The following is a 26,945-nucleotide window of genomic DNA, read 5'->3' as shown; positions in this document are numbered from 1 at the left end:
GGGTCGCTCTACCATTGCGGAATCCGGCATTGCGGAATCCGGGCGCGGTCCCGATAACACCTGGATGCGACGATCATGGGGAGCGGTTGGGGTGACGGAACGGGCGGACGGCGGACGGCGGGGCGGAGCGGACAGGGCGGCGGTTCCCCTGGCAGGCGATGCCTTTGCCGGGAATGCCGCGTTGCTGCGCAGCCGTGCCATCCCGTCGCTGTTCGAGGCGCTGGAAACCCAGTCCGAGGGCACGGTGGCGGTCGACCGCGACGCGCGGGTGGTGTGGATCAACGAGAAATACGCCCGCATGCTCGGCATCTCCGATCCCGCCGAGGCCATCGGCCGCGAGGTGGAGGAGATCATCCCCCATTCGCAGATGCGTCAGGTGCTGGCGACCGGCCAGCCGATCCTGCTCGACCTGATGCTGTTCGGAACCCAGCGGCTGGTGGTGACGCGCTTTCCCCTGACCGACGACCGCGGCGGGATCATCGGCGCCGTCGGCTTCGTCCTCTATGACAGCCTGCACCGCCTGAAACCCCTGCTGGCCGAGCTGTCGCGGCTGGAGGCCGAACTCGCGGCGACCCGACGCCGGCTCGACGAGGGGCGGCAGCCGCGCTACACGCTGCAAAGCTATGTCGGCGACAGCCCGGTCTGCCTGGAGGTCAAGCGCAAGGCCCGCCTCGCCGCCCGCAGCGATGCACCGATCCTGCTGCTGGGCGAGACCGGCACCGGCAAGGAGCTGATCGCCCAGGCCATCCATGGCCTGTCGGCGCGCAGCGGCCGGTCCTTCGTCGGCGTCAACGTCGCGGCGATCCCGGAAACACTGCTGGAGGCGGAGTTCTTCGGCGCGGTGCCCGGTGCCTATACCGGGATGGACCGCCGGGGCCGGGAAGGCCGCTTCAAGACCGCCGACGGCGGCACCCTGTTCCTGGACGAGATCGGCGACATGCCGCTGGGGCTGCAGGCCAAGCTGCTGCGGGCATTGCAGGAGCAGGAGATCGAACCGCTGGGCTCCGACCGTCCGGTGAAGGTGGATGTGCGGGTGATCGCGGCGACGAATGTCGATCTGGAGCAGCGGATCCGCGACGGCCGCTTCCGCTCCGACCTTTATTACCGGCTGAACGTGCTGCCGATCCGCCTGCCGGCCCTGGCGGAGATGGGCGGCGGGCTGGAAGCCATCGCAGAGTCTATTCTTCAAGAGATCGCCGCCCGCAGCGGCCTTCCCCTGCGCGGCCTGACCCCGGAAGCGGTCGAGGCGCTGAGCCGCCACCGCTGGCCCGGCAATGTGCGCGAGCTGCGCAACGTGCTGGAACGCACCTGCCTGCTGACCGATAACCGGCGCCTGACCGCCGCCGACCTCGCCGAGGCGCTGCCGGATCTGGCGGATGCAGAACCGGCAGAGGTGACGCGTCCGACGCCGGTCCAGGCGCTGGTTCATGCGACGCCGCAGCCCCCACCGGGCTATGACGAGGCTTTCGACGAGTTCGAGCGCGGGCTGCTGGGCCGTGCGCTCGCGGCCAGCGGCGGCCGGGCGACGGAGGCGGCACGGGCGCTCGGCATTTCCCGCGCCGCCTTTTACAAGAAACTCGCCCGGCTGGGGATGCGCGCCGGCGGGTGACGCCGGCGCCTCCCCACTCACATCGGCAGCTGCTTCACCGCCGCGACGGCGGTCATCACGCCGCGGATTTCGGCCAGACCACGCAGGCGGCCGATCATCGGGTAGCCGGGGTGGGTCGGCTTGCCCACATCGTCCAGCAGTTCATGCCCGTGATCGGGGCGGAAGGGCAGGCGCCAGTTGTCGTTGCCGGCGTCCTGGCGGCGCTTCTGCTCCTCCAGCAGGGTGGTGACGACCGACACCATGTCGACGTCGCCGCCGAGATGGTCGGCTTCCTCGAAGGACCCGTCCGGTTCCTTGGCGACGTTGCGCAGGTGGACGAAATGGATGTCCTCGGCGAAGCGCTTGGCCATCGCCGGCACATTGTTGGTCTGGCCCGCGCCCAGCGAGCCGGTGCAGAAGGTCAGGCCGTTGTTCGGCGACTTCACCGCGTTGATGAGGTGGGCGAGGTCGTCCTCGGTGCTGACGATGCGGGGCAGGCCGAACAGCGGGCGGGGCGGGTCGTCGGGGTGGATCGCCATGCGGATGCCGACCTCCTCCGCCGTCGGGATCACCTCGCGCAGGAAGCGGGCCAGCGTCTCGCGCAGGCCGTCGGCGGACATGCCGTTGAAGCGCGCGATCATCTTGCGCAGGCCGGGAATGTCGTAGCGGTCATAGGCGCCCGGCAGGCCGGCCATGATGTTCGACAGCAGCTTTGCCCGGTCGCTTTCCGACGAGCGGTCGAACCACTCCTTGGCCTTGGCGAGGACCTCCGGCGAATGGTCCTCCTCGGCGCCCGGACGTTCCAGCATGTAGACGTCGAAGGCGGCATGCTCATGGGCGTTGAAGCGCAGCGAGGTGCCGCCGCCCGGCAGAGCCGCCGCCAGGTCCGTCCGCGTCCAGTCCAGAACCGGCATGAAGTTGTAGCAGATGGTGGTCACGCCGCAGGCGGCGAGGTTGCGCATCGACTGGCGGTAGTTGTCGAACAGCTCGGTCAGGTCGCCTTCGCCGATCTTAATCGCCTCGTGCACCGGCAGGCTTTCGGTGACGGTCCAGCTGAGGCCGAGTTCCTTGTCGGACTCGATCATCGCCTTGCGCTTCTGGATTTCCTCGACCGACCAGACGACGCCGTAGGGGATGTGGTGCAGGGCGGTGACCACGCCGGTGGCGCCGGCTTGGCGGATGTGGTTCAGCTTGATGGCGTCTTCGGGGCCGAACCAGCGCCAGGATTGTTCCATGGCTGCGAACTCCTTGGAAAGAGAGGGGCTTTGGATTTGGGTGTCAGCGGAAAAGCAGGCTCGGCAGCCACAGCGACAGGGCCGGGATGTAGGAGACCAGGAACAGGATCACGATGTTGCAGAGCAGGAAGGGCCAGATCGCCTTGGTGATGGCGCCCAGCGAGATCTTCGCGATGTTCGCCGCGACGAACAGGCAGACGCCGACCGGCGGGGTGGTGAGGCCGATCATCAGGTTCAGCACGGCGAAGGTGGCGAAATGGATCGGGTCGATGCCGACCTGGGTTGCCACCGCCAGCAGCGGCGGGAACAGGATGATCAGCGCCGCGATCGTCTCCATGAAGGTGCCGACGATCAGCAGGAGGATGTTGATCAGCAGGATGATCAGATACTTGTTGGTGGTCAGCGCCAGCATCGAGGCGGCGATGGCCTGCGGGATCTGCTCGCTGGTCAGGATCCAGCCGAAGACGTTGGCGAGGCCCACCAGCAGAATCAGCCCGCCCGCCCCGATGGCGCTTTCCAGCAGGATGCCGGGCAGTTGGCGCAGCTTGAAGCCCTTGTAGACGAACAACCCGATGACGAAGGCGTAGAGCGCCGCGACGATGGAAGCCTCGGTCGGGGTGAAATAGCCGCCGACGATGCCGAACAGGATGATCGCCGTCATCAGCAGCGCCCAGAAGGCACCGCGGCTGGCGCGCAGCAGGGCGCCGAAACCCTGCCAGGGCTCCCGCGGATAGTTGCGCACCCGCGCCAGGATCCAGACCGTCAGCATCATGCCGATGCCCAGCAGCAGGCCCGGAATGGCGCCGGCCATGAACATCTTGCCGACCGACAGGCCGGTCAGGGTGCCGACGATGATCATCGGCACGCTGGGCGGGATGATCGGCCCGACGGTGGAGGCGGCGGCGGTCACCGCGGCGGCGAAGGGCGCGTCATAGCCGGACTTGCGCATCGCCGGGATCATCACCGCGCCGATGGAGGCGGTCTCCGCCACCGCGGTGCCGGAGATGCCGGCGAACACCATCGATCCCGTCACGTTGGCAAGGCCGAGGCCGCCGCGGATATGGCCGACCAGCCGGTTGCTGAACAGCACGATCTGGTCGGTGATGCCGCCGCCGTTCATCAGGTTGCCGGCCAGCACGAAGCCGGGGATGCAGAGCAGAACGAAGCTGTCCATGCCCGCATACATGAATTGCGGAACCACCGCGAGGTCGATGTCGCTGCCGACCAGATAAACCGCCGAAGCCCCGCCCAGCGCGATGCCCACCGGCGCGCCCAGGATCAGCAGGACGGCGAAGGTGACGAACAGTGCGGTGACCATCAGACGGTTTCCCCATGGCTGGGCGGCGCGGAATCGCGCCCGAGCCCGGCCAGCCGGGCGATCGAGAAGAAGGCGAGCGACACCGGGATGATCAGCGTCACCACATAGACCCAGATCATCGGCACGTTGATGGAGCGTGCCCGCTCACCGATGCTGCCGACCACGTAATCCCAGGCGCCGGGGATGATGGCGATGGCAAAGACCAGGATCGCCAGATCGACCAGTCGGGCGACCGCCGTCTGCAGGGGCTTGGGCAGCAGCAGGATGAACATGTCGACGTTCACCAGCTCGCCGCGCAGCAGCGCCAGCCCGCAGGAGAAGGCGACGAGATGGACCAGCGCGAAGCGGGCCACCTCCTCCGTCCAGGGCGGCGAGGGGAAACCGGGAATGCGGCCCAGCACCTGGATGGTCACGACGACGATGAGGACGCCGATGGCCGCCAGGGTTCCCCAGCGGCAAAGGGCGGAGACGGCCGACACCGCGGCGGCAAAGGCGTTGCGCATTGGAAAGGCTCTTGCGGTTGGGGGGAGTACACCCTCTCCCGCCCCGGGAGAGGGGAGGGGCCCGCCGCGAAGCGGTGGGAGGGGTGAGGGGTGGTGCAAGGAACCATGCGGTTCGGGATTCTCGCATTCCCCCTCACCCTCCCCACTTCGTGGGTCCCCTCTCTCTCCCGGGACGGGAGAGGGCTAGGGTCTTCCCCCTCACTTCACCGCGAGGATTTCGTCGTAGATCGGCTTGATCTCCGGCGACAGCGCCGCGACGACGGCCGGGCGGCCCATCTCGGCGAAGGCGGCCTTGTCGACGGTGATGAACTCCATGCCCTTGGCCTTCAGGTCGGCCGCCAGCTTGGTCTCGTCCTCGATGAACAGCTTGCGCTCGGCGGCTTGCGCTGCCTTGGCGGCTTCCATGATCGCGGTGCGCTGCTCGGCCGGCATCTTGTTCAGCTTCTTCGACCCGCCGACCAGATAGATCCAGCTGATGACGTGCTCCGTCAGGTTCACGTATTTCTGGACCTCGTAGAAGCTCGCCGACTTGATGAGGGCCAGCGGGTTCTCCTGCGCCTCGATGGTGTCGTTCTGCAGGCCGGTGAAGACCTCCGAGAAGGCCATCGGCGTCGGCTTGGCGCCCAGCCCCTGCCAGAAGGACACGAACAGCGGCACGTTGGGGACGCGCATCTTCAGGCCGTTCAGCTCGTCCGGCGACTTGATCGGGCGCTTGCTGGTCAGGTTGCGCGGGCCGCGGGCGAAGTAGGTCAGCGGGACCAACTGGGTCTTCTGCTCGATGGCGTCGGCGATCTTCTTGCCCGGCTCGCCGGTGACGACCTTGTCGAGATGGTCGAGATCGCGGATGGCATAGGGAACCGCCAGCAGCGCCGCGGCCGGCGCCCAGTTCTGCAGCGATTCACCGGTGATGGTGAAGTCGATGGTGCCGAGCTGGATGCCCTTGATCAGGTCGGTTTCCTTGCCGAGCTGCTCGTTGGGGAACACCTTGACCTCGACCGCGCCGTTTGTGCGCTTGGCGACTTCCTCGGCGAAGACCAGCGAGGCCTTGTGCCAGACATTGTCCTCGTTGGCGAGGTGGCCGAGCTTCAGCGTCGTCTTGGCCTGGGCGCGGACGATGGCCGGCGCGGCGATGCCGCCCAGCAGCGTCGCACCTGCGGCGATGCCGGCGCCGAGGCCGATGCTCTTCGCCAGCGTGCGGCGGGAGATCGGGGTCTTGCTGTTCATCCTGGTGTTCCTCCGTTATGGGCGGATCAGGTCCGCCTTGCATTGGGTGATGGATGGACTGAGGCGGTAAGAGGCTGTGAACCTTCAGGCTCCCTTCTCGGCCGTCATCCCCGCGAAGGCGGGGATCCAGGCTTCACGATGAAAGCCTCCATTCGGCAGGTCTGGATTCCCGCCTTCGCGGGAATGACAGCCGAGAAAAGCTCACAAACCCTCAGCCCTCGAAGTCCAGTTGCACCTTGATCGTGCTGGACGGGTCGGTTTCGATCAGGGCGAAGGCGCTAGCCGCGTCGGCAATCGGGAAGACCTGGGTGATCATCGCCGCCGGCTGCAGCTTGCCGCTCTCCAGCCAGTCGATGACCTGCGGCAGCAGGCGGCGGTTCAGGCGGGAGCCGACCAGCGTCAACTCCTTTTTCACGATCTCCTGCTGGCTGATGTTGCAGGGGGCGGGGGAGAAGCCCAGCAGGCCGATGCGCGCCGCCGGGCTGGCGAGGCGGCAGGCCTCCTCCAGCAGGGCCGGGACGCCGGCGCCGTCGATCACCACCGTGGGCCCTAGCCCGTCATTCTCGTCGCGCACCGCGTCGGGCACCGACACGCGCGACGAGTTGAGGACCACGTCGGCGCCGAACTCCTTCGCCCGCTCCAGCCGCTTGTCGTCCAGGTCGGCGACGATGCAGCGGGCGCCGTGCAGCTTGGCGACCTGCACCACCGTCAGCCCCACCGTCCCGGCACCATAGACCAGCAGCGTGTCGTCGGCGCCGATGCCGGTGCGCGACAGCACGTTCGCGGCGATGGACAGCGGCTCCGCCAGTGCAGCAAGCGAGAAGGGCAGGTCGGAGCGCACCTTGATGGCGTTGGCTGCCGGCACCACGACATGGTTGCGGAACCCGCCGTCGCGATGGACGCCGAACACCTCCAGATTGGCGCAGACATTGGTCCGCCCGGCGCGGCAGGCGTAGCAGCGGCCGCAGGACACCACTGGATCGACCACCACATGGTCGCCGACCGCGACATTGCCCACGCCGTCGCCCACCGCCTCGACCGTGCCGGCGAACTCGTGGCCGATCACGCGGGGATAGACCGCGAAGGGGTTGGAGCCGTGGTAGATGTGCAGGTCGGACCCGCAGATCCCGGCGCGCCGGACGCGGACCAGCACCTCGCCGGCCTTGACCGGCCCGGCATCCGGGGCGTTTTCGGGGCGGAGCGCCAGCACATGCGGCTTTTCGACGGTCAGGGCAACCACGGGAACACTCCCTAAAGAAGATGATGCTGTAAAGCGGGGTCAGGCGGTGGCGGCAACCACGGCGCGCGCACCCTCGGCAAACAGCCGGTTGAGCGCGGCGGTGACCGGGCCGGTGAAGCGCGGGTCGCGCGGCAGATCCTCGCCAAACACTGCGGTCAGACCGAACAGAGCCTCGGCCAGCCGGTTGGGGTTGCCGGCGGTGGAGGCAGCGATTTCCGCCAGACGGGTCGCCAGCGGGTCGCGCACGTCGATGGGTTTGCCGGCCTCGTCGGTGCCGGCGACGTAGCGCATCCAGGCGGCGACGGCCAAGGCCAGCCGGTCGATGGAGAGGCCGGCGGCCAACCGGTCGCGGATCGGGTTCAGCAGCCGCTGCGGCAGCTTCTGCGTGCCGTCCATGGCGATCTGCCAGGTGCGGTGGCGCAGCGCCGGATTGCGGAAGCGGGCGATCAGCGCGTCCTTGTACTGCTCCATATCCGCACCGGGAGGCATGCGCAGCGTCGGCCCGGTCTCGCGGTCCATCAGGTTGCGGACCAGCGTGGCGAAGGCTGGATCGGCCATGGTGTCCGACACCGTCTCATAGCCCGCCAGATAGCCCAGATAGGCGATGGTCGAGTGGCTGCCGTTCAGCAACCGCAGCTTCATCGTCTCATAGGGGTGGACGTCGGCGACCAGTTCCACCCCCACCGTCTCCCAGGCCGGGCGGCCGGCAGGGAAACGGTCTTCGACCACCCACTGGGTGAAGGGCTCCGTCACCACCGGCCAGGCGTCCTGCGCGCCCAGCGACTGGGATACGCGGGCACGGTCGGCCTCGGTGGTGGCCGGAACGATGCGGTCGACCATGCTGTTGGGGCAGGCGACGGACTCCGCCACCCAGGCGCCGAAATCGGCACCGCGCAGCTCGGCGAAGCGGCGCAGGATGCGGGCGACGGTGTCGCCGTTGCTCGGCAGGTTGTCGCAGCTCAGCACGGTGAAGGGCGGCAGACCGCCGGCGCGGCGGCGGGACAGCGCCTCGGCCAGGAAGCCGATGGCGGTGCGCGGCTTGGCCGGATTGTCCAGGTCGTGGCGGATGTCGGGATGGTCCTCGTTCAGCGCCCCGGTCGCCGGGTCGTGGCAATAGCCCTTCTCCGTCACCGTCAGGGTGACGATGCGCACCGACGGGCGGCACATCCGCTCCAGCACCGCTTCCGGATCCTCATGCGCCACCAGCAGTTCCAGCAGGCAGCCGATCACCCGCAGCCGCTCCCCCTCCGCGTCGCGCACGGCGACGGTGTAGAGCCCATCCTGCGGTTCCAGCGCGTCGCGGGTGTCGGGGCTGCGCAGGCTGACCCCGGCGATGCCCCACGCCCCAAACTGCGTCTCCAGCAGCGCGTCGGTATAGGCCGCCTGATGGGCGCGCTGGAAGGCGCCGACCCCGAGATGGACGATGCCGATCTCCAGATCCCTGCGGTCGTAACCGGGCCGCGCCACCGCCGCCGGCAGGGTGGCCAATGTGGAGGCGTCGAGGCGCCGGGACGGGGCACCGGAAGGAGAAGAGGACGATGCGGGCGTTTGCATGGGAACTGCTTCCTTCCTGGCGAGCTGCGCGCTCACATTCTTGTATGGTAGTATGTCACAGGAATCGGAGAAGGGCAATCCGGATTGTTCCCTGGGCGAACTGATCTCCCCGACCGCGCCGTCGATGGAGACGGACGAACCATGCCGGACCGCCCCTCACCGTCCCCTGAAAGCTGGGCCGATCAGCGCGCTCCGGCAACCCTCGCGCGGCCCGCATTTCGGGAGGCCGCCTTCTGGGGCGGCGGAGGCGCGGCGTCGTCCAGGGTGAACAGGTCGGGGAACTTGCCCTCCAGCTCGGGCAGGGAGGTCAGGATTTCGCGCAGATGCAGCCCCATCGCCGCCTCCGCCTTTGCGGGGTCGCGGGCGACGATGGCCTCGACCACCGCCTGATGCTGCGAGATCAGCCGGCGGATCGGCGTGGCGTAAGGAACGCTGAGATAGCGGACGCGGTCCATCTGGGCCTTCGTCTCCTCGACGATGCGCCACGCATACTCGCACTCCGCCCCGATGGCGATGGTCCGGTGGAAGGCTTCGTCCAGTTCCAGGAAGCGCACCGGAACCGGTTCGTCGGCGATGTCCCACTGGGCCTTCAGGTTGTCGCGCAGTTCGGCGATACCGGCCGGCGTGATGGTTTCGCAGGCCTTGCGCACCACGGCGGTCTCCACCGCCTCGCGCACGAAGCGGGCGTCGAGCACCTGCTTGACCGAGATCTTGACGACGAATGTCCCGCGTTGCGGCCGGATGGTCAGCAGCCCCGACTCGCTCAGCTTGATGAAGGCTTCGCGCACCGGCTGGCGGCTGACGCCGAGCTGATCGGCGATCTCCTGCTCGGACAGGGCTTGACCGGGACGGAACTGCATCGTCACGATGGCTTGGCGCAGCACCCGGTACACGCGCCGCGCGATCGGTTCGCCGGATTCCACGTCGATCTTGTTCAGCATCGGCACGTCATGGTTTATGGCGCCTCGAAACCGGCCCAAAGGGCCGGAGCGAATATCTGGTCTATCAGGATACTACCATACCAAGCCAGCGGCAAGAGTATTTCCCGCCACCCCGACTTGGCATGGTGCGGATTTGCCAACGAAAGCTCTTTCCCGCCAAACAGTCCCTGCCAGAGTTCCACAAATAAACCGTCGGCCTGTGCCGACGGAAATTGTGAGGACCGACTGCAAGACCATGATGCCGGCATCATGGTCTTGAGTGGAGCCGGGCCGTAACCCCGAGCTTACGCTGCGGGACGCTTGCCGCGGCCGACGATCTGGGTCGGGTTGACGAAGCGCAGGGCGACGATCAGCCAGACCAGCGTGGTCGCCATATAGATGACCGCCATGGCGTCGATCGACTGCACCGCCCGAACACCGGAGGCGAACACCGCATAATAGAGCGCCACCACCAGCGTCTGGCTGCCCGGCCCGGAGACCAGAAAGGTCAGCTCGAACATGCCGATGGTCCGCACCAGCACCAGCAGCAGCGCCGCCAGCACGCCCGGCATCAGCATCGGCACCAGCACATGGACGAACATCTGGAAGATGTTGGCGCCGAAGACGCGGGCGGCCGCCTCGGTGCGGGGATCGATCTGCTCGATGAAGGGGATCATCACCAGCACCACGAAGGGCACGGTGGGCACCAGATTGGCCAGGATGACGCCGGTCAGCGTGCCACCCAGCCCCGCCTTGTACAGCACCGTCGCCAGCGGGATGCCGTAGGTGATCGGCGGAACCAGAAGGGGCAGAAGCAGAAGCAGCATCACCGCCCGCTTGGCCGGGAATTCGCGCCGCGCCAGCGCATAGGCGGCCGGGACGCCGAGCAGGCCGGACAGCAGGACCACAGCCCCGACCGCCTGGAAGGTGACCCACAGCACGTCTCCCAGTTGGAACTCGTCCCAGGCGGCGAAATACCAGCGGGTGGTGAAGCCCGCCGGCATCAAGGTGCCGAGCCAGCGCGTCGCCACCGAGGAGGTCAGCACCGAGGCGATCAGCCCCATCAAATTGATAAGGAACAGCCCGATCACCGCCCAGACGGCGAAGACCCACAGGCGGGACATGATGGATTTCTGCATTGCCGCCTCTCCTCAGCCTTTGGCGCCCGCGGCGGGGCCGCGGTAGAACAGCGAGCGGCAGCCGAGAACCGCCACGACCACCAGCAATTGGACCGCCCCCATGATCATCGCGATGGCCGAGGCCATGGAGTAGTCGTACTCCTCGAACGCGGCCTGATAGGCGGCGATGGAGATGACGCGCGTGGCGTTGGCCGGATCGCCGACCAGCACCGCCGAAGGCAGCACCGAGTAGGCCTGGACGAAGGACAGGCAGAAGGTGATGGCGAGGCCGGGGATCAGCAGCGGCAGGAAGACCTCACGGAAGCGGGCAGCCGGCCCGGCGCCCAGCGTCGCCGCCGCATTCTCCAGCGACGGGTCGATGCCGGTGACGTAGGACAGCGTCAGCAGGAAGGTGAAGGGGAAGCCGGTCAGCACCAGCGAGATGAAGACGCCCCAATAGCCGTTCAGCACCGAAATCGGGGTGGACAGCAGCCCGACCGCCATCAGGACCCGGTTGAACCAGCCCTGCGGCCCGAAATAGAACAGCATGCCTTCGGCGACCAGCACGGTGCCAAGCGTGATCGGCAACACCAGCAGGGTGGTCAGCAGCCGCTGGCGCCGCATCAGCCGCACCCGGAAGGCGATGGGGATCGCGATCAGCAGGTTCAGCAGCGTCACCGGGAAAGCCAGTCGCAGCGTCTTGAAGATGGTGCCGTAGAGGAACGGATCGCTGAAGAATCTGGCATAGTTGCCGAACAGCGACCCGTCCTTCGGCTCGAAGGACAGCATCAGCCCGTACAGGAACGGGTAGATGAACAGCCCAAGGATCAGCGCCACGCAGGGCAGCACCAGCAGGGTCGCCCCGTCGATGCCGCGGGCGGCCAGCCGCTGGCGCAGGGTCGGGCCCTCGGCGCGGCCTTCCATGACGGCGCTCATCGCGCGTCACCGAACACCAGCACGCGGCCGGCATCGGCGCCGAGCCGGATGGCGGCGCCCCGCTGCAGCGGATAAGGGGAGGCAAAATGCAGCTCCGTCCCCGACGCGGTGACGCCGACGCCGTGGAAGCCACGACCACGATACTCCACCGCCTCCACCCGCACCGGAATGCCGGTGTCGGTGCCGGTCGGCTCAAGATCGTCGGGGCGGATCGCTGCGACGGCCGCCTTGCCGGCGGAGGAGGCACGCATCCGGCCGCGGATCACCGTGCCTTCGATGTCGAGCAGGGCATCCTCGCCCTCCATCCCGACCAGTTCGCCATTCACGCGGTTGCGGAAGCCCATGAAGTCGGCGACGTCGAGATGGGCGGGCAGGGCGTAAAGTTCCGCCGGGGTGCCGACCTGCCGGATAGCGCCGTCGCGCAGCACGACGATGCGGTCGGCCAGCGACAGCGCCTCTTCCTGGTCGTGGGTGACGTAGATGGTGGTGGAGCCGAGCGACTGGTGGATCCGGCGGATTTCCTGCCGCATCTCCAGCCGCAGCTTGGCGTCCAGATTGGAGAGCGGCTCGTCCATCAGCACCAGCGGCGGTTCGACCACGATGGCGCGGGCGATGGCGACGCGCTGCTGCTGGCCGCCCGACAGCTGGCCGGGCAGCTTCTCCGCCTGGGATTCCAGGCGCACCGCCGCCAGTGCGGCGTCGACGCGCTTTTCCAGTTCCGGCTTCGGGACGCCGCGCATGCGCAGGCCGAAGCCGATGTTCTTGCGCACGGTCATATGCGGGAACAGGGCGTAATTCTGGAAGACCATGCCGAAGCCGCGCTCTTCCGGCCGCAGCACGTCGACCCGGCGGTCATCCAGCATGATGCGTCCGCCGCTGACGGGCAGCAGCCCGGCGATGCAGTTCAGCGCGGTGGTCTTGCCGCAGCCCGAGGGGCCGAGCAGGGCGATGAACTCGCCCCGCTCGATGGTCAGGTCCAGCCCTTTCAGCGCCGTGAAGGCGTCGAACTCCCGCCTCACTCCCTGAAGGTGCAGTTGCTTGAAGGTGGTGGGTCCGACGTTCATTCCGGGGTCCTGTGGCTGGATGGAGCGCTGTCGCAGTTTGCGCCCTCTCCCGCCCCGGGAGAGGGCTTGCGAATGGGGCGCTGTCGTCAGCTGGAACGCTGTCACTTGCCCTTGCGCGCGCCGATCTCCTCGTCCCAGCGGCGGAAGGCCTGGACCAGCTTGTCGGCGGCGAGCGGCAGTTCGATGGGGTGGTCGGCGATCAGCTTGTCGTAGGATGGGCGGCCGAACTCGGCGATGGCGTCCTGGCTTTCCTTCGGCGCCATGGCGAGCGTCACGCCCTTCACTGCCGGGCCGGGATAGAAATAGCCCTCGTCATAGGTGTAGGCCTGCTGCGCCGGGGTCAGCAGGTGATTCATCAGGTCCAGGATGACGGCCAGCTTTTCCGCCGACACGCCCTTGGGGATGCACATGTAATGGGCGTCGGCGACCCAGCGGAAATTCTCCACCGCGAAAACCTCGGCCGACTTCGGCACCACGCCCAGCACCCGCGGGTTGATGTCCCAGCCGGTGGTCGAGACGATGATGTCGAGCGACCCTTCGCCCAGCGCCTTCATGGTCGGGGTGGTGCCGGCCGGATAGGCCTCGATGGTCTCGCCCAGTTCGCGCAGGTAAGCCCAGGTCTTTTCCCAGCCATTGACGGGATCCTTGGGATCCTTGTCGCCCAGGATGTAGGGCAGCCCCATCAGGAAGGTGCGGCCGGGACCGGAGTTGGCCGGGCGGGCATAGGCGAAGCGCTTCGGATTGGCCTTCGCCCAGGACAGCAGCTCCGCCGCCGTCTTCGGCACCTGCTTCACCCGTTCCGGCGCATATTCGAACAGCGGGCCCGACGGGTAGTAGGTAACGACGACGCCCTGGCCTTCGGCGAGACCCTGCATGCGGGCGGCCGGCTCCAGATAGATGTCGGACAGCTTCGGCAGGTCACCGGCGCGATCCGGCAGCAGATTGATCCACAGCTTCTGGTCGATGCCGGCCGACAGCACGTCGGTGCCGGTCAGCACCAGATCAATGTCGACCCGGTTGGCGTCCTGCTGCGCCTTCAGCTTGCCGGGAAGTTCCGGCGCCGGCGCCTTGGAGAAGACGATGCGCGAGGCCCAGTCGGGCTTGGCCTTGCGGTAATTCTCGATCGCCTTCTGGGTCAGCGCCAGATTGCCGGCGACGTCCACCACGTTCAGCGTGACCGGGCTCGCCGGCTTCTGCAAGGCCGCGAAAACCGGACGGCCGGCAGCCAGCAAACCGGCGGTGCCGGCGGAGGCCGCAAGGAAGCCGCGTCTCGAAATCCCGAGGTCGATCATTGGAAGGTCCCTCCCGTTCAAGGCATTTTTTGGGTGTGGCCGGCAAGCTGGAAGCGGCCGGCGCACCAGGGGCCCGGCCGGACTGCGATCGATGTAGCGGAAGATGCGGATAATTCGTAACCCGCCCAAATGCTAGTATGGTAGCCGGGCGCCCGCAAGCCGAAACTTGTATGGTAGTGCCGCACGCATGCGATTTTGCGCAGGACGCTGGGAGACCGGGCGGGCCGATGCGCATGCCCTTATGCGACGTCGCATTTCTCAGCGCTGCGAATTATGGAAATCATTTCGCACCAGCACACGGACGGTTGAAACTTCTGACAGAATGGGCATGCTGTCGCCGATGGTCTGACCACTTCGCGTGCAGGGGGATTCTCCTGCCCGGACTTTGATCATCCCCATTCAAGTATCCAGCGTTCGCGCATCGACCCGTATCCGTCAATCCTCGACCAGGAAACCGCCGCCCATGTCCGCCATCCTGCTGCAGGAAAGTTCCGAGACGAAGGACCAGCCGCTCCGCGAAGATATCCGCCTGCTGGGGCGCATCCTGGGCGACACCGTCCGCAGCCAGGAGGGGGAGGCGGTGTTCGACATCGTCGAGCGGATCCGCCAGACCTCCATCCGCTTCCACCGTGAAGAGGACCAGGGCGCCCGCAAGGAGCTGGAGGCGATCCTGAACAGCCTGTCGCCGCCGCAGACGGCGCGGGTGGTGCGGGCCTACAGCTTCTTCTCGCACCTCGCCAACATCGCCGAGGACCAGCACCACATCCGCCGCACCCGCGCCCATGCGCTCGCCGGTTCGGCCCCGCGCGAAGGCACGATGGCCCACGCGCTGGACGAGGCGACGAAGGCCGGCGTCACCACCCAGCAGCTGAAGGAGTTCTTCGACGGCGCGCTGGTCAGCCCGGTGCTGACCGCCCACCCGACCGAGGTGCAGCGCAAGAGCATCCTGACCGTGCAGATGGCGGTCGCCAACCTGCTGGCGGAGCGCGACCACGGGCCGATGACGCCGGAGGAGGAGGAGACCAACCTCGAATCGCTCCAGCGCGCCGTGCTGACGCTGTGGCAGACCGCGATCCTGCGCGCCACCAAGCTGGCGGTGACCGACGAGGTGGCGAACGGCCTGACCTTCTACGACTACACCTTCCTGCGCGAGATGCCGCGCTTCTACGCCCAGCTGGAAGACCATCTGCGCAAGACCGACCCGTCCTGGGCGACGACGGAGCTGCCGTCCTTCCTGCGCATGGGCAGCTGGATCGGCGGCGACCGCGACGGCAACCCCTTCGTCACCGCCCCCGTCCTGCGTCAGGCGATGCGGATGCAGAGCACCCGCGCCCTGCAATTCTATCTGGATGAGCTTCACACTCTGGGGTCGGAGCTGTCGCTGAGCACCCGCGTCATCGACGTGTCGGAGCCGCTGCGCCAACTGGCCGAACGCTCGCCCGATCCCTCGCCGCACCGCAAGCTGGAGCCGTACCGCCGCGCCATTTCCGGCCTCTATGCGCGGGTCGCCGCGACCCTGCGGACGCTGGACGGGCTGGAGGCGCCGCGCCACGCCGTGGGCGACGCACCGCCTTACCTGACCCCGGCGGAGTTCCGCGCCGACCTCGACATCATCGACCGCTCGCTGACCGTCAACGGTTCGGCCGCACTCGCCAAGGGCCGGCTGCGCCACCTGCGACGCGCGGTGGACCTGTTCGGTTTCCATCTGGCCAGCATCGACCTGCGCCAGAACTCCGACGTGCATGAGCGGTCCGTGGCGGAACTGCTGTCCTTCGCCGACGCCGGCGTGGATTACAAGACGCTGTCGGAGGACGAACGGATCGAACTGCTGGTGCGGGAGCTGGAGACCAACCGTCCGCTCGCCTCGCGCTACGCCGATTATTCGGAAGAGACCGGGTCCGAACTGGACATCCTGCGCACCGCCGCCGAATCCCGCGCCCGCTTCGGCGCCGATGCGGTGGTGAACTGCGTCATCTCCAAGACCGACGGCGTGTCGGACATCCTTGAGGTCGCCGTCCTGCTGAAGGAAGCCGGGCTGCTGCGGCCGAAGGAAAAGGCGCTGGACCTGAACATCGCGCCGCTGTTCGAGACCATCGGCGATCTGCGCAACTGCGCCGTCACCATGGACCGGCTGCTGTCGATCCCGACCTACCGGCGCTTCCTGGAGAGCCGCGGCAACCTGCAGGAGGTGATGCTCGGCTATTCGGACAGCAACAAGGACGGCGGTTTCCTCACTTCCGGCTGGGAGTTGTACAAGGCCGAGATCGCACTGGTCGAGGTGTTCGCCAAGCATGGCGTGCGGCTGCGGCTGTTCCACGGCCGCGGCGGTTCGGTCGGCCGCGGCGGCGGCCCCAGCTATCAGGCGATCCTGGCCCAGCCGGCCGGTGCCGTGCAGGGCGCCATCCGCATCACCGAACAGGGCGAGGTCATCGCCGGCAAATATTCCAACCCGGAGGTCGGCCGCCGCAACCTGGAAACGCTGGCAGCGGCGACGCTGGAAGCCACGCTGCTGCACCCGGAATCGGCCGCCCCCTGTTCCGATCAGTTCCTCCAGACCATGGAAGAGCTGTCGGAGCACGCCTTCAAGGCCTATCGCGGGCTGGTTTACGACACCGAGGGCTTCGAGACGTATTTCTGGGAGTCGACGGTGATCGGCGAGATCGCCAATCTGAACATCGGCAGCCGTCCGGCGTCGCGCAAGAAGTCGACCAGCATCGAGGATCTGCGCGCCATCCCCTGGGTGTTCAGCTGGGCGCAATGCCGCCTGATGCTGCCGGGCTGGTACGGCTTCGGATCGGCGGTGAAGGCCTATCTGGCCCAGCATCCCGACGGGATGGAACGGCTGCGCGCCATGCACCGCGACTGGGGCTTTTTCAGCACGCTGCTGTCCAACATGGACATGGTGCTGTCCAAGTCGAACATCGCCATCGCGTCGCGCTATGCCGGGCTGGTGTCGGATCCTGCGCTGCGCGATGCCATCTTCTCCCGCATCCGGGCGGAATGGCAGGACAGCATCGACGCGCTGCTGGCGATCACCGGCCAGACGGCCCTGCTTGAGAACAACCCGCTGCTGGCGCGGTCGATCCGCAACCGCTTCCCCTATCTGGACCCGCTGAACCATGTCCAGGTCGAGCTGCTGAAGCGCCACCGCACCAGCGACAGTGGCGAGCAGATCGCCCGCGGCATCCATCTGACCATCAACGGTATCGCCGCCGGTCTGCGCAACAGCGGCTGACCGCTTTACTGCACCGCACCACCGCGCGGCTTTCCGCCGTAGCGTTGCCCACGAATGCGCCTTTCCTCCACCGCGAGGAAGGGCGCATTTTGTTTGCAGACGAAGGGCTTGGTCCGACTTGCCCTTTTCTTGTGCGGTGCACGCTCAACTCTTCGGCAGCGCAAAACAAGCGGCGGTTTTCGGGGGCCGGGCCAAAATAAGTCACGAGATATTGGCCGAAAATCCAAGTTGATCGCCTCTGAGTATTTTGATACCTCATGCCTCCCCGAGAGGAGAAATGGTATGACCACTCAGTCCCAGCAGCAGCAGATGGCCCAGCAGCAACAGGCGCGGGCCGGCATCGACACCCAGGGCGGCACCCCCAGCACCCAGGGCGGCGCCACCGACACATACGAGGAATTCTGCGGCGGCGCTTGCGGCGCCGGTGCCGGCGCCGCGGTGATCTGGCGGCCGATCATGGTGGAGCCGCGTCGCCGCTGAGCGACCGCCTTGCCATAAGAAAAGCCCCTCTCCGGTAAAGGAAGAGGGGCTTTCTTTTTGTTGCCTATCGCTTCTGAGGACCGGTCAGCCCGCCCGCATGCGGTTGACCAGGCCGTCGACCTGGGACCCCAGCGACCGCACCTCGTCGGCGACGGTGGAGGAGGCGGTCAGCACGCGGGTGGCGGATTCGCCGGATTCCGCGGCGGCGCGGGCGACGGAATCGATGTTGCGGCGGACATGCTGGGTGCCGTCGGCGGCCTCGCCCACATTGCGGGCGATCTCGCGGGTGGCGGCACTCTGCTGCTCGACCGCCGCAGCGACGGTGGCGGCGATCTCGTTGATCTCGCGGATGGTGCCGGCGATGGAGCGGATGGCGTCCACCGCCTCCTGGGTCACCGACTGCATCGCCTGGATCTGGCTGGAGATCTCCTCCGTCGCCTTGCCGGTCTGGTTGGCGAGGCTCTTGACCTCCGACGCCACGACGGCAAAGCCCTTGCCGGCCTCCCCGGCGCGGGCGGCCTCGATCGTCGCGTTCAGCGCCAGCAGGTTGGTCTGGCTGGCGATGTCGTTGATGAGCTGCACCACCTCGCCGATCTTGTTGGCGGACTGCGACAGCCCCTCCACCGTGCGGTCGGTGCGTTCGGCCTCGGTCGCCGCCTTGCGGGCGATCTGGCTGGAGGCGTGGACCTGGCTGCCGATCTCCTGGATCGAAGCCGACAGTTCCTCCGTCGCGGCGGCGACCGCCTTGACGCTGCCTTCGGCCTGCTGCGAGGTGCTGGCCGCGGTGGCGGCTTCGCCGGTGGTGGCCTCGGCGTTGCGGCTCATGCGCTGGGCCATGTCCTGCATCTCGCCGGCGGCGCGGGCGACGCGGTCAAGCACGCCGCGCACGCTGCTCTCGAAATTCTCCGCCATCTCGACCATGGCGCGGCGACGTTCGCCGGCAGCACGGCTGCGCTCCGCCTCGGCACGGGCGTTGGCGGCGCTCGCCTCGTTGGCGGTGTCGCGGAAGACCATCAGGGCCCGGGTCATGTCGCCGATCTCGTCGGAACCGGCAGCGGGGATCGGCGCGTTCAGGTTTCCGGCGGCAATCGCCCGCATGGCATCGGACAGCTGGCTGATGCGCGCGACGATGTTGCGGCCGACGACGAACCACGCGAGAGCGGCGGCACCGATCAGGCTGGCGACCGCAAACAGGATCAGCATCTTGCGGCCGGCCGACAGTGCATCGGTCGCCCCGGCGGCTGCGGTGTCCGCCTCCTGCTTCATCGCGGAGATCTGGTCGTCGATCATGCCGGCGAACTGCCGGGCGATCTGGCGGTTCTCCGCCAGGACCTTCACGTTCTCTTCGGCGGCGGCGAGTTCGGAGCGGCGCAGCTTGAACAGACTGGTGTCGCCCTTGCCGAAGCCGGCCAGGACCTCGGCGCTCTTGACCAGCTTCGGCAGCCCGTCGTCGCCGGTGACCTGCAGCGCCTTCAGCCGCTCCTCCATCGCCTTGGCGGCGGTGGTGAAACGGGTTTCCAGCATCGTCAGCCGTTCGGCGCTGGGTGCCTGCGTCGCCTCGTTCAGCGCGCCGACGGTGGCGGCGGCGTAGGTCGACAATTCCAGATAGCTGCGGAAACGGGCCAGCCCGTCGCCCAGCAGATCCTGCATGGAATCGCGGGTCTGCGAGCGGACATTGACGCTCGACAGCTTGATTTCCGCCTTCAGCCGCATCAGCGGCAATTCCATCTGCTCCAGCAGGGACGCCTGCCGGCGTGCGGCTTCAGCCAGGACATCGGCCGTCTTCTGGCGCAGGGCCTCCCGTTCGGCACTGCCGATCGGCAATTCCAGGGCCTTGCGGCGCATGTCGAAGATGCCGGTGGCGCCGTCGCCCAACTGGAAGAAGGCGTCGAGACCGTCGGAGGCCTCCTTGCTCAGGCGGCTGCCGATCTGCGCGGTGGCGCTGACGATGCGGGCGGCCGCTTCCAGATAGCTCTGCTGGTGCTGGGTGACGGCGAAGGCGGTCTCCGCACTCCCGGCGCGGGTCAGGGACTCCGACGCCACGCCCAGGTCGCCGCGCACTTCAAACATGGTGATCAGGGAGCGGACGGCGTCGCCCAGCGCGTTCATGTCGCGCTCGGTGCTGTTGTCCAGCGTCTCGCCCTTGCTGCGCAGGGTGGCGCCGGCCCGCTCGGTCAGCGGAGCGAGGTTGGTCAGGAAAGCGTCGTAGGATTTCGCCAGATCGACGGCCATCGCCTCGCGCGTGCCGCGGACGGACAGGCGCTGGTTGGCCGCGGCGTTGCCATGCTCCAGCGTGGCGATCAGCCCTTCGGTCTTGCTGCGCAGCTCGCCGATCCGCGGGTCGCCGGACCGGTGGGAGGCCAGTTCCTCCACCAGGGCGCCCAGCGCCTTGCCGTTGCCCATGATCTCGCCATAGACGCGCTCGCGCTCGCTCTGGCTTTCCGCCGCGGCCAGAACCGGGGCGGCGGCGGCGATGCCGCTGCTTTCGCCGGACAGGCGCTTCGCCAGTTCCATCTCCGGCAGGCCGGTGCCGACGATCTGCGTCAGCGGCCGTTCCACCGCCGAGAAGGACGTCAGCCCGACGATGCTGGCGGCGACCGTCATGCCGGCCATACCGGCGAAGGCGAGCAGAAGCTTGCCGCGTACGCCCATCCGTCTGCTGCGTGGGGTGCCGTCCTGGCGGTTCGTCCTCGTGGCGTCGTCGCGCGCGTCCATCGTCATATGCGTCCTGCTCCCCGGAAAATGCGTCAGATCGGGCTTTTTGCCCGTTTTGTTCGTTCCTGCCGGCCGCAGACCGCTCCCCCACTCCCGGAGATTGGCACCGATCCGCACTGCTTGGCAGACCAACCATACCGCAGTGTGGTTGACAGATCCTTACGGGGGAACTCTCATTTTCCGCCATTCCGGGTTCTAGCCATTTTGGATTACGGCCACCCGACGGCTGATGCGGCGTGCGTCATTATGACCATCCGCCACCCCCAAACGTTATAGGGCCTCTCCCCGACTCCGGCCGCGTGATAGTCTGCCCCGGAAATCATCGGCGAGGGGGAGTGGCATGCGGGTCTGGCAGGCGGCGTTCGCACCTCCGGCGGCGGAACTGGCTCCGCAACCGGCCGATCTCGTCCTGGTCTTCGGTTCCTTCGACATCTTCGTCGGCCCGGACCTCGCCGCCCGGTTGGCCTCCGCATTCCCCGGCGCGGTGATCGCCGGATGCAGCACGGCGGGCGAGATCGCCGGCGACGCCGTGCTCGACGGGTCCTGCACCGTCACCGCCATCCGCTTCGACCGTGGCGGCGATGCGGTCGCGGTCGAGGCCGACATCGCCTCCGCCGACGACAGCCAGCAGGCGGGAGAAGTGCTGGGAGAGGCGCTTGCCGCCCGGCCCGGATTGTCGGGGGTTCTGCTGTTCGCCCGCGGCGTCGGCGTGAACGGCAGCGCGCTGATCGACGGGCTGTCCTCGCGCCTGTCGGCGGGCCTTCCGGTGTCGGGCGGGCTGGCCGGCGACGGCGGCGCCTTTGTCCGCACGCTGGTGCTGGGGCCGTCCGGCGTGTCCGACAGCCGGGCGGTGGCGGTCGGACTTTACGGCGGAAGCCTGCATCTCGGCCTCGGCTCCGTCGGCGGATGGGAACCGTTCGGGCCGGCTCGCAAGGTGACGAAGGCCGTCGGCAACCTGCTGCTCCAGCTGGACGGCGAGCCGGCGCTGAACGTCTACAAGCGCTATCTCGGCGACTATGCCCGCGACCTGCCGGCGTCGGGCCTGCTGTTTCCGTTCGAACTGCTGAACGGCAACCATGATTCGGTCGGGCTGATCCGTACCATCCTCGGCATCGACGAGGCGGCCGGCGGCCTGATCCTGGCCGGCACGGTGGAGGAGGGCTTCTTCCTGCGGCTGATGCACGCCAGCACCGACGGGCTGGTCGACGGGGCGGAGCAGGCCGGCGCCATTGCTGCGGCCGGCAGCGAGGGAGGGGGCGGAGCGGAGGGCGACCGGCTCGCCCTTCTGGTCAGCTGTGTCGGGCGCAAGCTGGTGATGGGCGACCGGGTGGAGGAGGAGGTGCAGGCGGTGGCCGACCGCATGGGTCCGGGCGCCGTACTGGCCGGCTTCTATTCTTATGGGGAGATCGGGCCGATGCGCGATCTGGTCGATTGCCGGCTGCACAACCAGACGATGACGGTCGCCCTGCTGACGGAACGCTGACCGCATGCACCGCCTGCTGCAAAGCCAGTTCAAGCGGGTGCTGGGCCTGCCGACCGCCGAGGCGGCGGACTCCGTGCTGGCTGAACTGAAGGCGCTCGCCGGCACCCCCGGCCTGTCGGCCGACGCGGCGCGGATGCTGGACTCGCTGCCGGCGCTGTTCGCCCGCATCGGCCAGAGCTATGAGCAGGCCGACCGCGACCTGACGCTCAGGGCGCGCAGCCTGCAGCTGAGTTCGGAGGAGCTGGCCGACACCAACGAGCGGCTGCGGCGCGAGGCGGCGGCGCAGGCCCATGCCATCCGCCGGCTGCGCGGCATCGCCAACAGCCTGCTGCGGGCGGACGGCCGCCCCGAACTGCCGGATTCCGCCGACAGCAGCCCGACCGACAGCCTGGAACGGCTGAGCCAGCTTATGGCGGCGCTGGTGGAGGAGCGGTCGGCGGCGCTTCGGGCGCTGGAGCAGCAGAAATTCGCGCTTGACCAGCATGCCATCGTCAGCATCACCGACCACCGCGGCATCATCACCTACGCCAACGACAAGTTCTGCCAGATCAGCGGCTTCAGCCGCGAGGAGTTGCTGGGCCGGTCGCACCGCATCGTCAGTTCCGGCCGCCACCCCTCCGGCTTCTTCGCGGAGATGTGGCACACCGTCATGGACGGGCAGGTCTGGCACGGCGAGATCTGCAACCGCACCAAGGCGGGCGAGGAGTATTGGGTCGCGGCGACCATCGTCCCGCTGCTGACCGCCGACGGCCAGCCGCACCAGTACATCGCCATCCGCACCGACATCACCGAACGCAAGCGGATGGAGGCGGAGCTGGAGGACAGCCGCCGCTTCCTGCAGAGCATCACCGACAGCATGGGCGAGGGCGTCTTCTCGCTGGACCGCAACGGCTTCTGCACCTTCCTGAACCCGGAAGCCGAACGTCTGCTGGGCTGGTCGCTGGCGGATCTGCGCGGCATCACCCTGCATGACGCCGTCCACTACATGGATGGGCAGGGGCAGCAGGTCGCCGGGAAGGACTGCGCGGTGCTGAACACCGTCCGGCGTGGCGAGATCCATCGTTCGGAAACCGACCATTTCGTCCGGCGCGACGGCACCATCTTCCCCATCGCCATCACCGCGGTGCCGCTGCGCGAGGATGGCCGCATCGTCGGTTCCGTCACCGTCTTCCAGGACATCACCGAACGCCAGCGCATACTGACCGCCCTGCAGGAAAGCGAGGAGCGGCTGACGGTGGCGCTCGACGCCTCCAACACCGGGCTGTGGGACTGGAACCCGGTGACGGGCCACGCCTATTTCTCCGACCGCTGGCTCGGCATGCTGGGCTATGCCCCCGGCGAGCTTCCCGGCAACGGCTCCACCTGGCTCGGGCTGCTGCATGACGACGACCGCGAGCGCGTGCTGGCGACGCTGGAGGAGCATGTGGCCGGCCGCGCCGCGGTCTACGAGGTCGAGTTCCGCATGCGCCACAAGTCGGGCGCCTGGGTCTGGATCCTGTCGGCCGGCAAGGTGACGGAGCGCGATGCGGAGGGCCTGCCCACCCGCATCACCGGCATCCACAAGGACGTGACCGACCGCAAGCGGACCGAGGACGAACTGGCCCGCGCCAAGGAAGAGGCCGACCGCGCCAACCGGCAGAAGAGCGACTTCCTGGCCAACATGAGCCACGAAATCCGCACGCCGATGAACGCGGTGATCGGGCTCAGCCACCTGATGATGAAGACGGAACTGACGCCGCGCCAGCGCGACTATCTGGACAAGATCCACGCCTCATCGCGCAGCCTGCTCGGCATCATCAACGACATTCTCGACTTCTCGAAGGTCGAGGCCGGAAAGCTGACGATCGAGGCCATCCCCTTCCACATCGGCGACGTGCTGCAGGAGGTGGCGACGGTCGTCCTGCCCAAGGTGCGGGAGAAGGGGTTGGAGCTGATCGTCGACCTGCATGGCGGCGTGCCGGGCACGCTGGTCGGCGACCCGTTGCGGCTGGGGCAGGTGATCCTCAACCTAGTCTCCAACGCCGTGAAGTTCACGGAGCGGGGCGAGGTGGTGGTGACGGTGGACGGGCGCATCGGCACCGGCGACGATTACCGGCTGGAGGTGGAGGTCTGCGACACCGGCATCGGCATGTCGCCCGAACAGGCGGCTGCGCTGTTCCGCCCTTTTACCCAGGCCGACAGCTCCACCACGCGGCGCTTCGGCGGCACCGGGCTGGGGCTGGCGATCTGCCGGCAGTTGGTGGAACTGATGGGCGGCAGCGTATCGGTGGAAAGCCGGCCGGCGGAAGGCAGCATCTTCCGCTTCGCCATACGCTGCCGCGTCGCGGCCGGCGACACCGCCGACGACCGGCTGCCGCGCGACCTGATGGAGCGCCGGGTTCTGGTGGTGGACGACAGCGACGCCGTGCGCTCCATCCTGACCGACATGCTGGAACGCTTCGGCCTGACCGTGGAATCGGTCGGCGATGGCTGGTCGGCGCTGCGCCGGCTGGAGGAGGGGCAGGCCGGGGCGAAGCCGGCGGTGGAGCTGGTGGTGCTGGACTGGCGCATGCCGGACCTCGACGGGGTGGAAACGCTGCGCCGTCTGCGCGCGTTGCCCGGCGCCCAGCCGCCGGTGGTGATGACCACCGCCTATGGCGCCGATGGGGTGCAAGGGGCGCTGGACGGTGCGCTGGGCGCGGTCACCGCCGTGCTGGAAAAGCCGGTGACGCCCTCCGCCATGTTCGATTCGGTGATGATGGCGCTGGGCGGGGCGGCCCGGCCCGCCGATACCGCACGCCGGGCGAACGACCCCACCCAGTCGACGGAGCTTTCGGCGCTGGTCGGGCGCAGCGTTCTGCTGGTGGAGGACAATCCGGTCAACCAGCAGGTCGCCTGCGGCCTGTTGGAACTGGTTGGCATCGAGGCGACCGTGGTCGGCAGCGGCGAGGAGGCCCTGCAATGCCTGCGCGAGGTGAAGTTCGACCTCGTGCTGATGGACGTGCAGATGCCGGGGCTCGACGGCTATGAGACGACGCGGCTGATCCGCCGCGACCTGGAGCTGTCGAGCCTGCCGATCATCGCCATGACCGCCCACGCCATGGCCGGCGACCGCGAACGCTGCCTCGATTCCGGCATGAACGACCATGTCTCCAAACCGATCGATCCGGACACGCTGTATGCGGCGCTCGCCCGCTGGCTAAAGCCGGTGCGCGGGATCGGGGGTGCCGCAGCCGGACCGGCCGCGATGCCGGCCACCGCCGTATCGGCAGCCCCGGCGCTGCCCGACAGCCTGCCGGCGCTCGACCTTGCCGTCGCCCGGCGCAACGTGAACGGCAACCTCGCCCTGCTGCGCCGGATCCTGACCGATTTCGCCGCCACCCACGAGGGGGAGGCCGTGCGCCTGGCCGCCGCGGTGCGGGAGGAGCGCTGGAAGGACGTTCTGCGGCTGTCCCACACGCTGAAGGGCACCGCGGCCACGGTCGGCGCCATGGACCTGTCCGCCCTGGCCGGGCGGATCGAGGCCGGCGCGATGACGGTGCCGCCGGTCCTGGAGGACGGGGTGCTCGACCGGCTGGCCGACGCCCTCGCGCTGGTGGTGGAGGGGATCGGCACCCTCGGGCGGCCGGCGGCGGACAGCGTTCCGGCGGCGGAGCCGCCGATGGCGCCGCCATCCTCGGCGGCCAGCCTTCCGCGCGACCTGCTGCGGGCCGCCCTGCCGCTGGCCGACCGGCTGGGCGGTCTGCTGATCGCCGGCGACCCGGAGGCGGGCGATCTGGCCGATGCGCTCGCCCGCCTGCTGACCGGCAGCCCGGTGGCGCAAATGGCGGAGCGGGTGAACCGCCATGCCGGCGCCTTCGATTTCGACGACGCGGCCACCGCCCTGACCGAACTGCGCGACCGCCTGCGTGACTGGAGAGAGACCGCGACATGAGCCTGCCGAACCCGGTTGCCCTGCCGAACGGCGAGAAGCCGCGCATCCTGGTCGTCGACGACGAGCCGATCAACCTGAAGGTGATGGCCGACCTGCTGCGCGACAGCTATGGCCTGATCGTGGCGAAGGACGGGCCGCAGGCGCTCGCCCGTCTGGCCGGCGACCCGCTGCCCGACCTGATCCTGCTGGACGTGATGATGCCGGGCATGGACGGGGTGGAGGTCTGCCAACGGCTGAAGGAGGATGCCCGCACCCGCGAGGTGCCGGTGATCTTCATCACCGCCATGGGGCAGGTCCATGACGAGACCCGTGGGTTCGAGGTCGGGGCCGTCGACTACATCACCAAGCCGATCTCGCCGCCGGTGGTTCTGGCCCGCGTCCGCACCCACATCGCCCTGCGCGAGGCGCGGCGCGCGCTCGCCGACCAGAACCGGCAGCTGGAGGACCGGGTGGCGGAGCGCACGCGCGACCTTCTGCGCGCCCAGGACGCCACCATCCGCGCCATGGCCTCGCTGGCGGAAACCCGCGACAACGAGACCGGCAACCACATCCGCCGGACCCAGAACTATGTGCTGGCGCTCGCGCTCCATCTCAGCCGCGATCCGCGCTATGCCGGCCGGCTGGACGAGGAAACCATCGAGCTGCTCTACAAATCGGCGCCGCTGCACGATGTCGGCAAGGTCGGCATCCCGGATTCGATCCTGCTGAAGCCGGGCAAGCTCAGCGACGACGAATTCCATGTGATGAAGACCCACGCCGCGCTGGGCCACGACGCCATCTTCGCTGCCGAAGGGCAGGCGGAGATCGCGTTGGCCGGCGAAAGCTCCTTCCTGCGCATCGCGCGGGAGATCGCGCACGGCCACCACGAGCGCTGGGACGGCACCGGCTATCCCCAGGGACTGGCGGGGGAGGCGATCCCGCTGTCGGCCCGGCTGATGGCGGTCGCCGACGTGTACGACGCGCTGATCAGCCGCCGCTGCTACAAGCCGCCCTTCCCGCACGAGAAGGCGGCGGCGATCATCCGCGAAGGCAGCGGCAGCCATTTCGACCCCGCCGTGGTCGCTGCCTTCACCGCGCTGGAGGACGAGTTCATGGACGTCGCCAGCCGCTATAGCGACGAGGAGTGA

General features: G+C 68.2%; 18 protein-coding genes. 6 read left to right on the top strand and 12 right to left on the bottom strand.

Annotation, left to right across the window (positions count from 1 at the left end):
* Positions 1–181 precede the first annotated feature (181 nt).
* Positions 182–1,609 carry a sigma 54-interacting transcriptional regulator gene (locus TSO5_RS08000; RefSeq protein WP_247870638.1) on the top strand — a complete coding sequence of 476 codons (1,428 nt, stop codon included), beginning with the start codon at positions 182–184 and terminating at the stop codon, positions 1,607–1,609.
* 17 nt (positions 1,610–1,626) lie between these two features.
* Here the strand turns inward: TSO5_RS08000 and uxuA are convergent, their stop codons facing one another.
* From uxuA to TSO5_RS07945, 11 genes are all read right to left on the bottom strand, one after another.
* Positions 1,627–2,823: a mannonate dehydratase gene (uxuA, locus tag TSO5_RS07995; protein WP_109151097.1), complete on the bottom strand. Its 1,197-nt coding sequence runs from the start codon at positions 2,821–2,823 to the stop codon at positions 1,627–1,629.
* A 43-nt stretch (positions 2,824–2,866) separates the two neighbouring features.
* Positions 2,867–4,141, bottom strand: coding sequence for a TRAP transporter large permease (locus tag TSO5_RS07990; protein ID WP_109151096.1), 1,275 nt, complete (start codon positions 4,139–4,141; stop codon positions 2,867–2,869).
* Positions 4,141–4,644, bottom strand: a complete 504-nt coding sequence (locus tag TSO5_RS07985; RefSeq protein ID WP_109074232.1) for a TRAP transporter small permease subunit — start codon at positions 4,642–4,644, stop codon at positions 4,141–4,143. The genes TSO5_RS07990 and TSO5_RS07985 overlap by 1 nt, the downstream gene beginning before the upstream one ends.
* A 198-nt stretch (positions 4,645–4,842) precedes the next feature.
* Complete coding sequence (locus TSO5_RS07980) at positions 4,843–5,868, bottom strand: TRAP transporter substrate-binding protein (RefSeq protein ID WP_109151095.1); 1,026 nt, start codon at positions 5,866–5,868, stop codon at positions 4,843–4,845.
* 211 nt (positions 5,869–6,079) lie between these two features.
* Entirely contained in the window at positions 6,080–7,108 is a 1,029-nt protein-coding gene (locus TSO5_RS07975) for a Zn-dependent oxidoreductase (RefSeq protein WP_109151094.1), read from the bottom strand.
* Between the two features lie 39 nt (positions 7,109–7,147).
* Positions 7,148–8,662, bottom strand: coding sequence for a mannitol dehydrogenase family protein (locus TSO5_RS07970; RefSeq protein WP_109151093.1), 1,515 nt, complete (start codon positions 8,660–8,662; stop codon positions 7,148–7,150).
* Positions 8,663–8,844: 182 nt separating this feature from the next.
* Entirely contained in the window at positions 8,845–9,603 is a 759-nt protein-coding gene (locus TSO5_RS07965; protein ID WP_109151092.1) for a GntR family transcriptional regulator, read from the bottom strand.
* 284 nt (positions 9,604–9,887) lie between these two features.
* On the bottom strand, positions 9,888–10,721 hold the full coding sequence (locus TSO5_RS07960; protein WP_109151091.1) for an ABC transporter permease subunit: 834 nt from the start codon (positions 10,719–10,721) through the stop codon (positions 9,888–9,890).
* 12 nt (positions 10,722–10,733) lie between these two features.
* Complete coding sequence (locus TSO5_RS07955) at positions 10,734–11,636, bottom strand: sugar ABC transporter permease (RefSeq protein ID WP_109151090.1); 903 nt, start codon at positions 11,634–11,636, stop codon at positions 10,734–10,736.
* Complete coding sequence (locus TSO5_RS07950) at positions 11,633–12,700, bottom strand: ABC transporter ATP-binding protein (RefSeq protein ID WP_109151089.1); 1,068 nt, start codon at positions 12,698–12,700, stop codon at positions 11,633–11,635. Before TSO5_RS07950 ends, TSO5_RS07955 begins: the two co-directional genes overlap by 4 nt.
* 101 nt (positions 12,701–12,801) lie before the next feature.
* Positions 12,802–13,992, bottom strand: coding sequence for an extracellular solute-binding protein (locus tag TSO5_RS07945; RefSeq protein WP_109151088.1), 1,191 nt, complete (start codon positions 13,990–13,992; stop codon positions 12,802–12,804).
* Between the two features lie 463 nt (positions 13,993–14,455).
* Between TSO5_RS07945 and ppc the strand changes: the two genes are divergently transcribed.
* A complete protein-coding gene (gene ppc / locus TSO5_RS07940) occupies positions 14,456–17,227 on the top strand; it encodes a phosphoenolpyruvate carboxylase (RefSeq protein ID WP_109151087.1) in 2,772 nt (923 codons plus the stop codon).
* A gap of 282 nt (positions 17,228–17,509) precedes the next feature.
* Positions 17,510–17,707 (top strand): hypothetical protein, encoded by a 198-nt coding sequence (locus TSO5_RS07935; protein WP_109075022.1) that lies wholly within the window; start codon positions 17,510–17,512, stop codon positions 17,705–17,707.
* Between the two features lie 84 nt (positions 17,708–17,791).
* Here TSO5_RS07935 and TSO5_RS07930 read toward each other — a convergent pair whose 3' ends face one another.
* On the bottom strand, positions 17,792–20,428 hold the full coding sequence (locus tag TSO5_RS07930; protein ID WP_109151086.1) for a methyl-accepting chemotaxis protein: 2,637 nt from the start codon (positions 20,426–20,428) through the stop codon (positions 17,792–17,794).
* A 334-nt stretch (positions 20,429–20,762) separates the two neighbouring features.
* Here TSO5_RS07930 and TSO5_RS07925 point away from each other — a divergent pair, with 334 nt between their 5' ends.
* Genes TSO5_RS07925 through TSO5_RS07915 form a run of 3 tightly spaced genes read left to right on the top strand, consistent with a single transcriptional unit; the run spans position 20,763 to position 26,945 of the window.
* On the top strand, positions 20,763–21,905 hold the full coding sequence (locus TSO5_RS07925; protein WP_109151085.1) for an FIST N-terminal domain-containing protein: 1,143 nt from the start codon (positions 20,763–20,765) through the stop codon (positions 21,903–21,905).
* A 4-nt stretch (positions 21,906–21,909) separates the two neighbouring features.
* Entirely contained in the window at positions 21,910–25,818 is a 3,909-nt protein-coding gene (locus tag TSO5_RS07920) for a PAS domain S-box protein (RefSeq protein WP_109151084.1), read from the top strand.
* On the top strand, positions 25,815–26,945 hold the full coding sequence (locus TSO5_RS07915) for a two-component system response regulator (protein ID WP_109151083.1): 1,131 nt from the start codon (positions 25,815–25,817) through the stop codon (positions 26,943–26,945). The genes TSO5_RS07920 and TSO5_RS07915 overlap by 4 nt, the downstream gene beginning before the upstream one ends.

Source organism: Azospirillum sp. TSO5 (assembly GCF_003116065.1).
In the GTDB taxonomy this organism is placed as follows: domain Bacteria; phylum Pseudomonadota; class Alphaproteobacteria; order Azospirillales; family Azospirillaceae; genus Azospirillum.
The sequence above is the reverse complement of the archived record's forward strand: the minus strand, read 5'-3'. Positions and strand labels throughout refer to the sequence as shown.

Coding starts and splice junctions, on each gene's coding strand:
- uxuA (WP_109151097.1), bottom strand. CDS start 2,823: ATGGAACAATCCTGGCGCTGGTTCGGCCCCGAAGACGCCATCAAGCTG.
- TSO5_RS07990 (WP_109151096.1), bottom strand. CDS start 4,141: ATGGTCACCGCACTGTTCGTCACCTTCGCCGTCCTGCTGATCCTGGGC.
- TSO5_RS07985 (WP_109074232.1), bottom strand. CDS start 4,644: ATGCGCAACGCCTTTGCCGCCGCGGTGTCGGCCGTCTCCGCCCTTTGC.
- TSO5_RS07980 (WP_109151095.1), bottom strand. CDS start 5,868: ATGAACAGCAAGACCCCGATCTCCCGCCGCACGCTGGCGAAGAGCATC.
- TSO5_RS07970 (WP_109151093.1), bottom strand. CDS start 8,662: ATGCAAACGCCCGCATCGTCCTCTTCTCCTTCCGGTGCCCCGTCCCGG.
- TSO5_RS07965 (WP_109151092.1), bottom strand. CDS start 9,603: ATGCTGAACAAGATCGACGTGGAATCCGGCGAACCGATCGCGCGGCGC.
- TSO5_RS07960 (WP_109151091.1), bottom strand. CDS start 10,721: ATGCAGAAATCCATCATGTCCCGCCTGTGGGTCTTCGCCGTCTGGGCG.
- TSO5_RS07955 (WP_109151090.1), bottom strand. CDS start 11,636: ATGAGCGCCGTCATGGAAGGCCGCGCCGAGGGCCCGACCCTGCGCCAG.
- TSO5_RS07950 (WP_109151089.1), bottom strand. CDS start 12,700: ATGAACGTCGGACCCACCACCTTCAAGCAACTGCACCTTCAGGGAGTG.
- TSO5_RS07945 (WP_109151088.1), bottom strand. CDS start 13,992: ATGATCGACCTCGGGATTTCGAGACGCGGCTTCCTTGCGGCCTCCGCC.
- ppc (WP_109151087.1), top strand. CDS start 14,456: ATGTCCGCCATCCTGCTGCAGGAAAGTTCCGAGACGAAGGACCAGCCG.
- TSO5_RS07935 (WP_109075022.1), top strand. CDS start 17,510: ATGACCACTCAGTCCCAGCAGCAGCAGATGGCCCAGCAGCAACAGGCG.
- TSO5_RS07930 (WP_109151086.1), bottom strand. CDS start 20,428: ATGACGATGGACGCGCGCGACGACGCCACGAGGACGAACCGCCAGGAC.
- TSO5_RS07925 (WP_109151085.1), top strand. CDS start 20,763: ATGCGGGTCTGGCAGGCGGCGTTCGCACCTCCGGCGGCGGAACTGGCT.
- TSO5_RS07920 (WP_109151084.1), top strand. CDS start 21,910: ATGCACCGCCTGCTGCAAAGCCAGTTCAAGCGGGTGCTGGGCCTGCCG.
- TSO5_RS07915 (WP_109151083.1), top strand. CDS start 25,815: ATGAGCCTGCCGAACCCGGTTGCCCTGCCGAACGGCGAGAAGCCGCGC.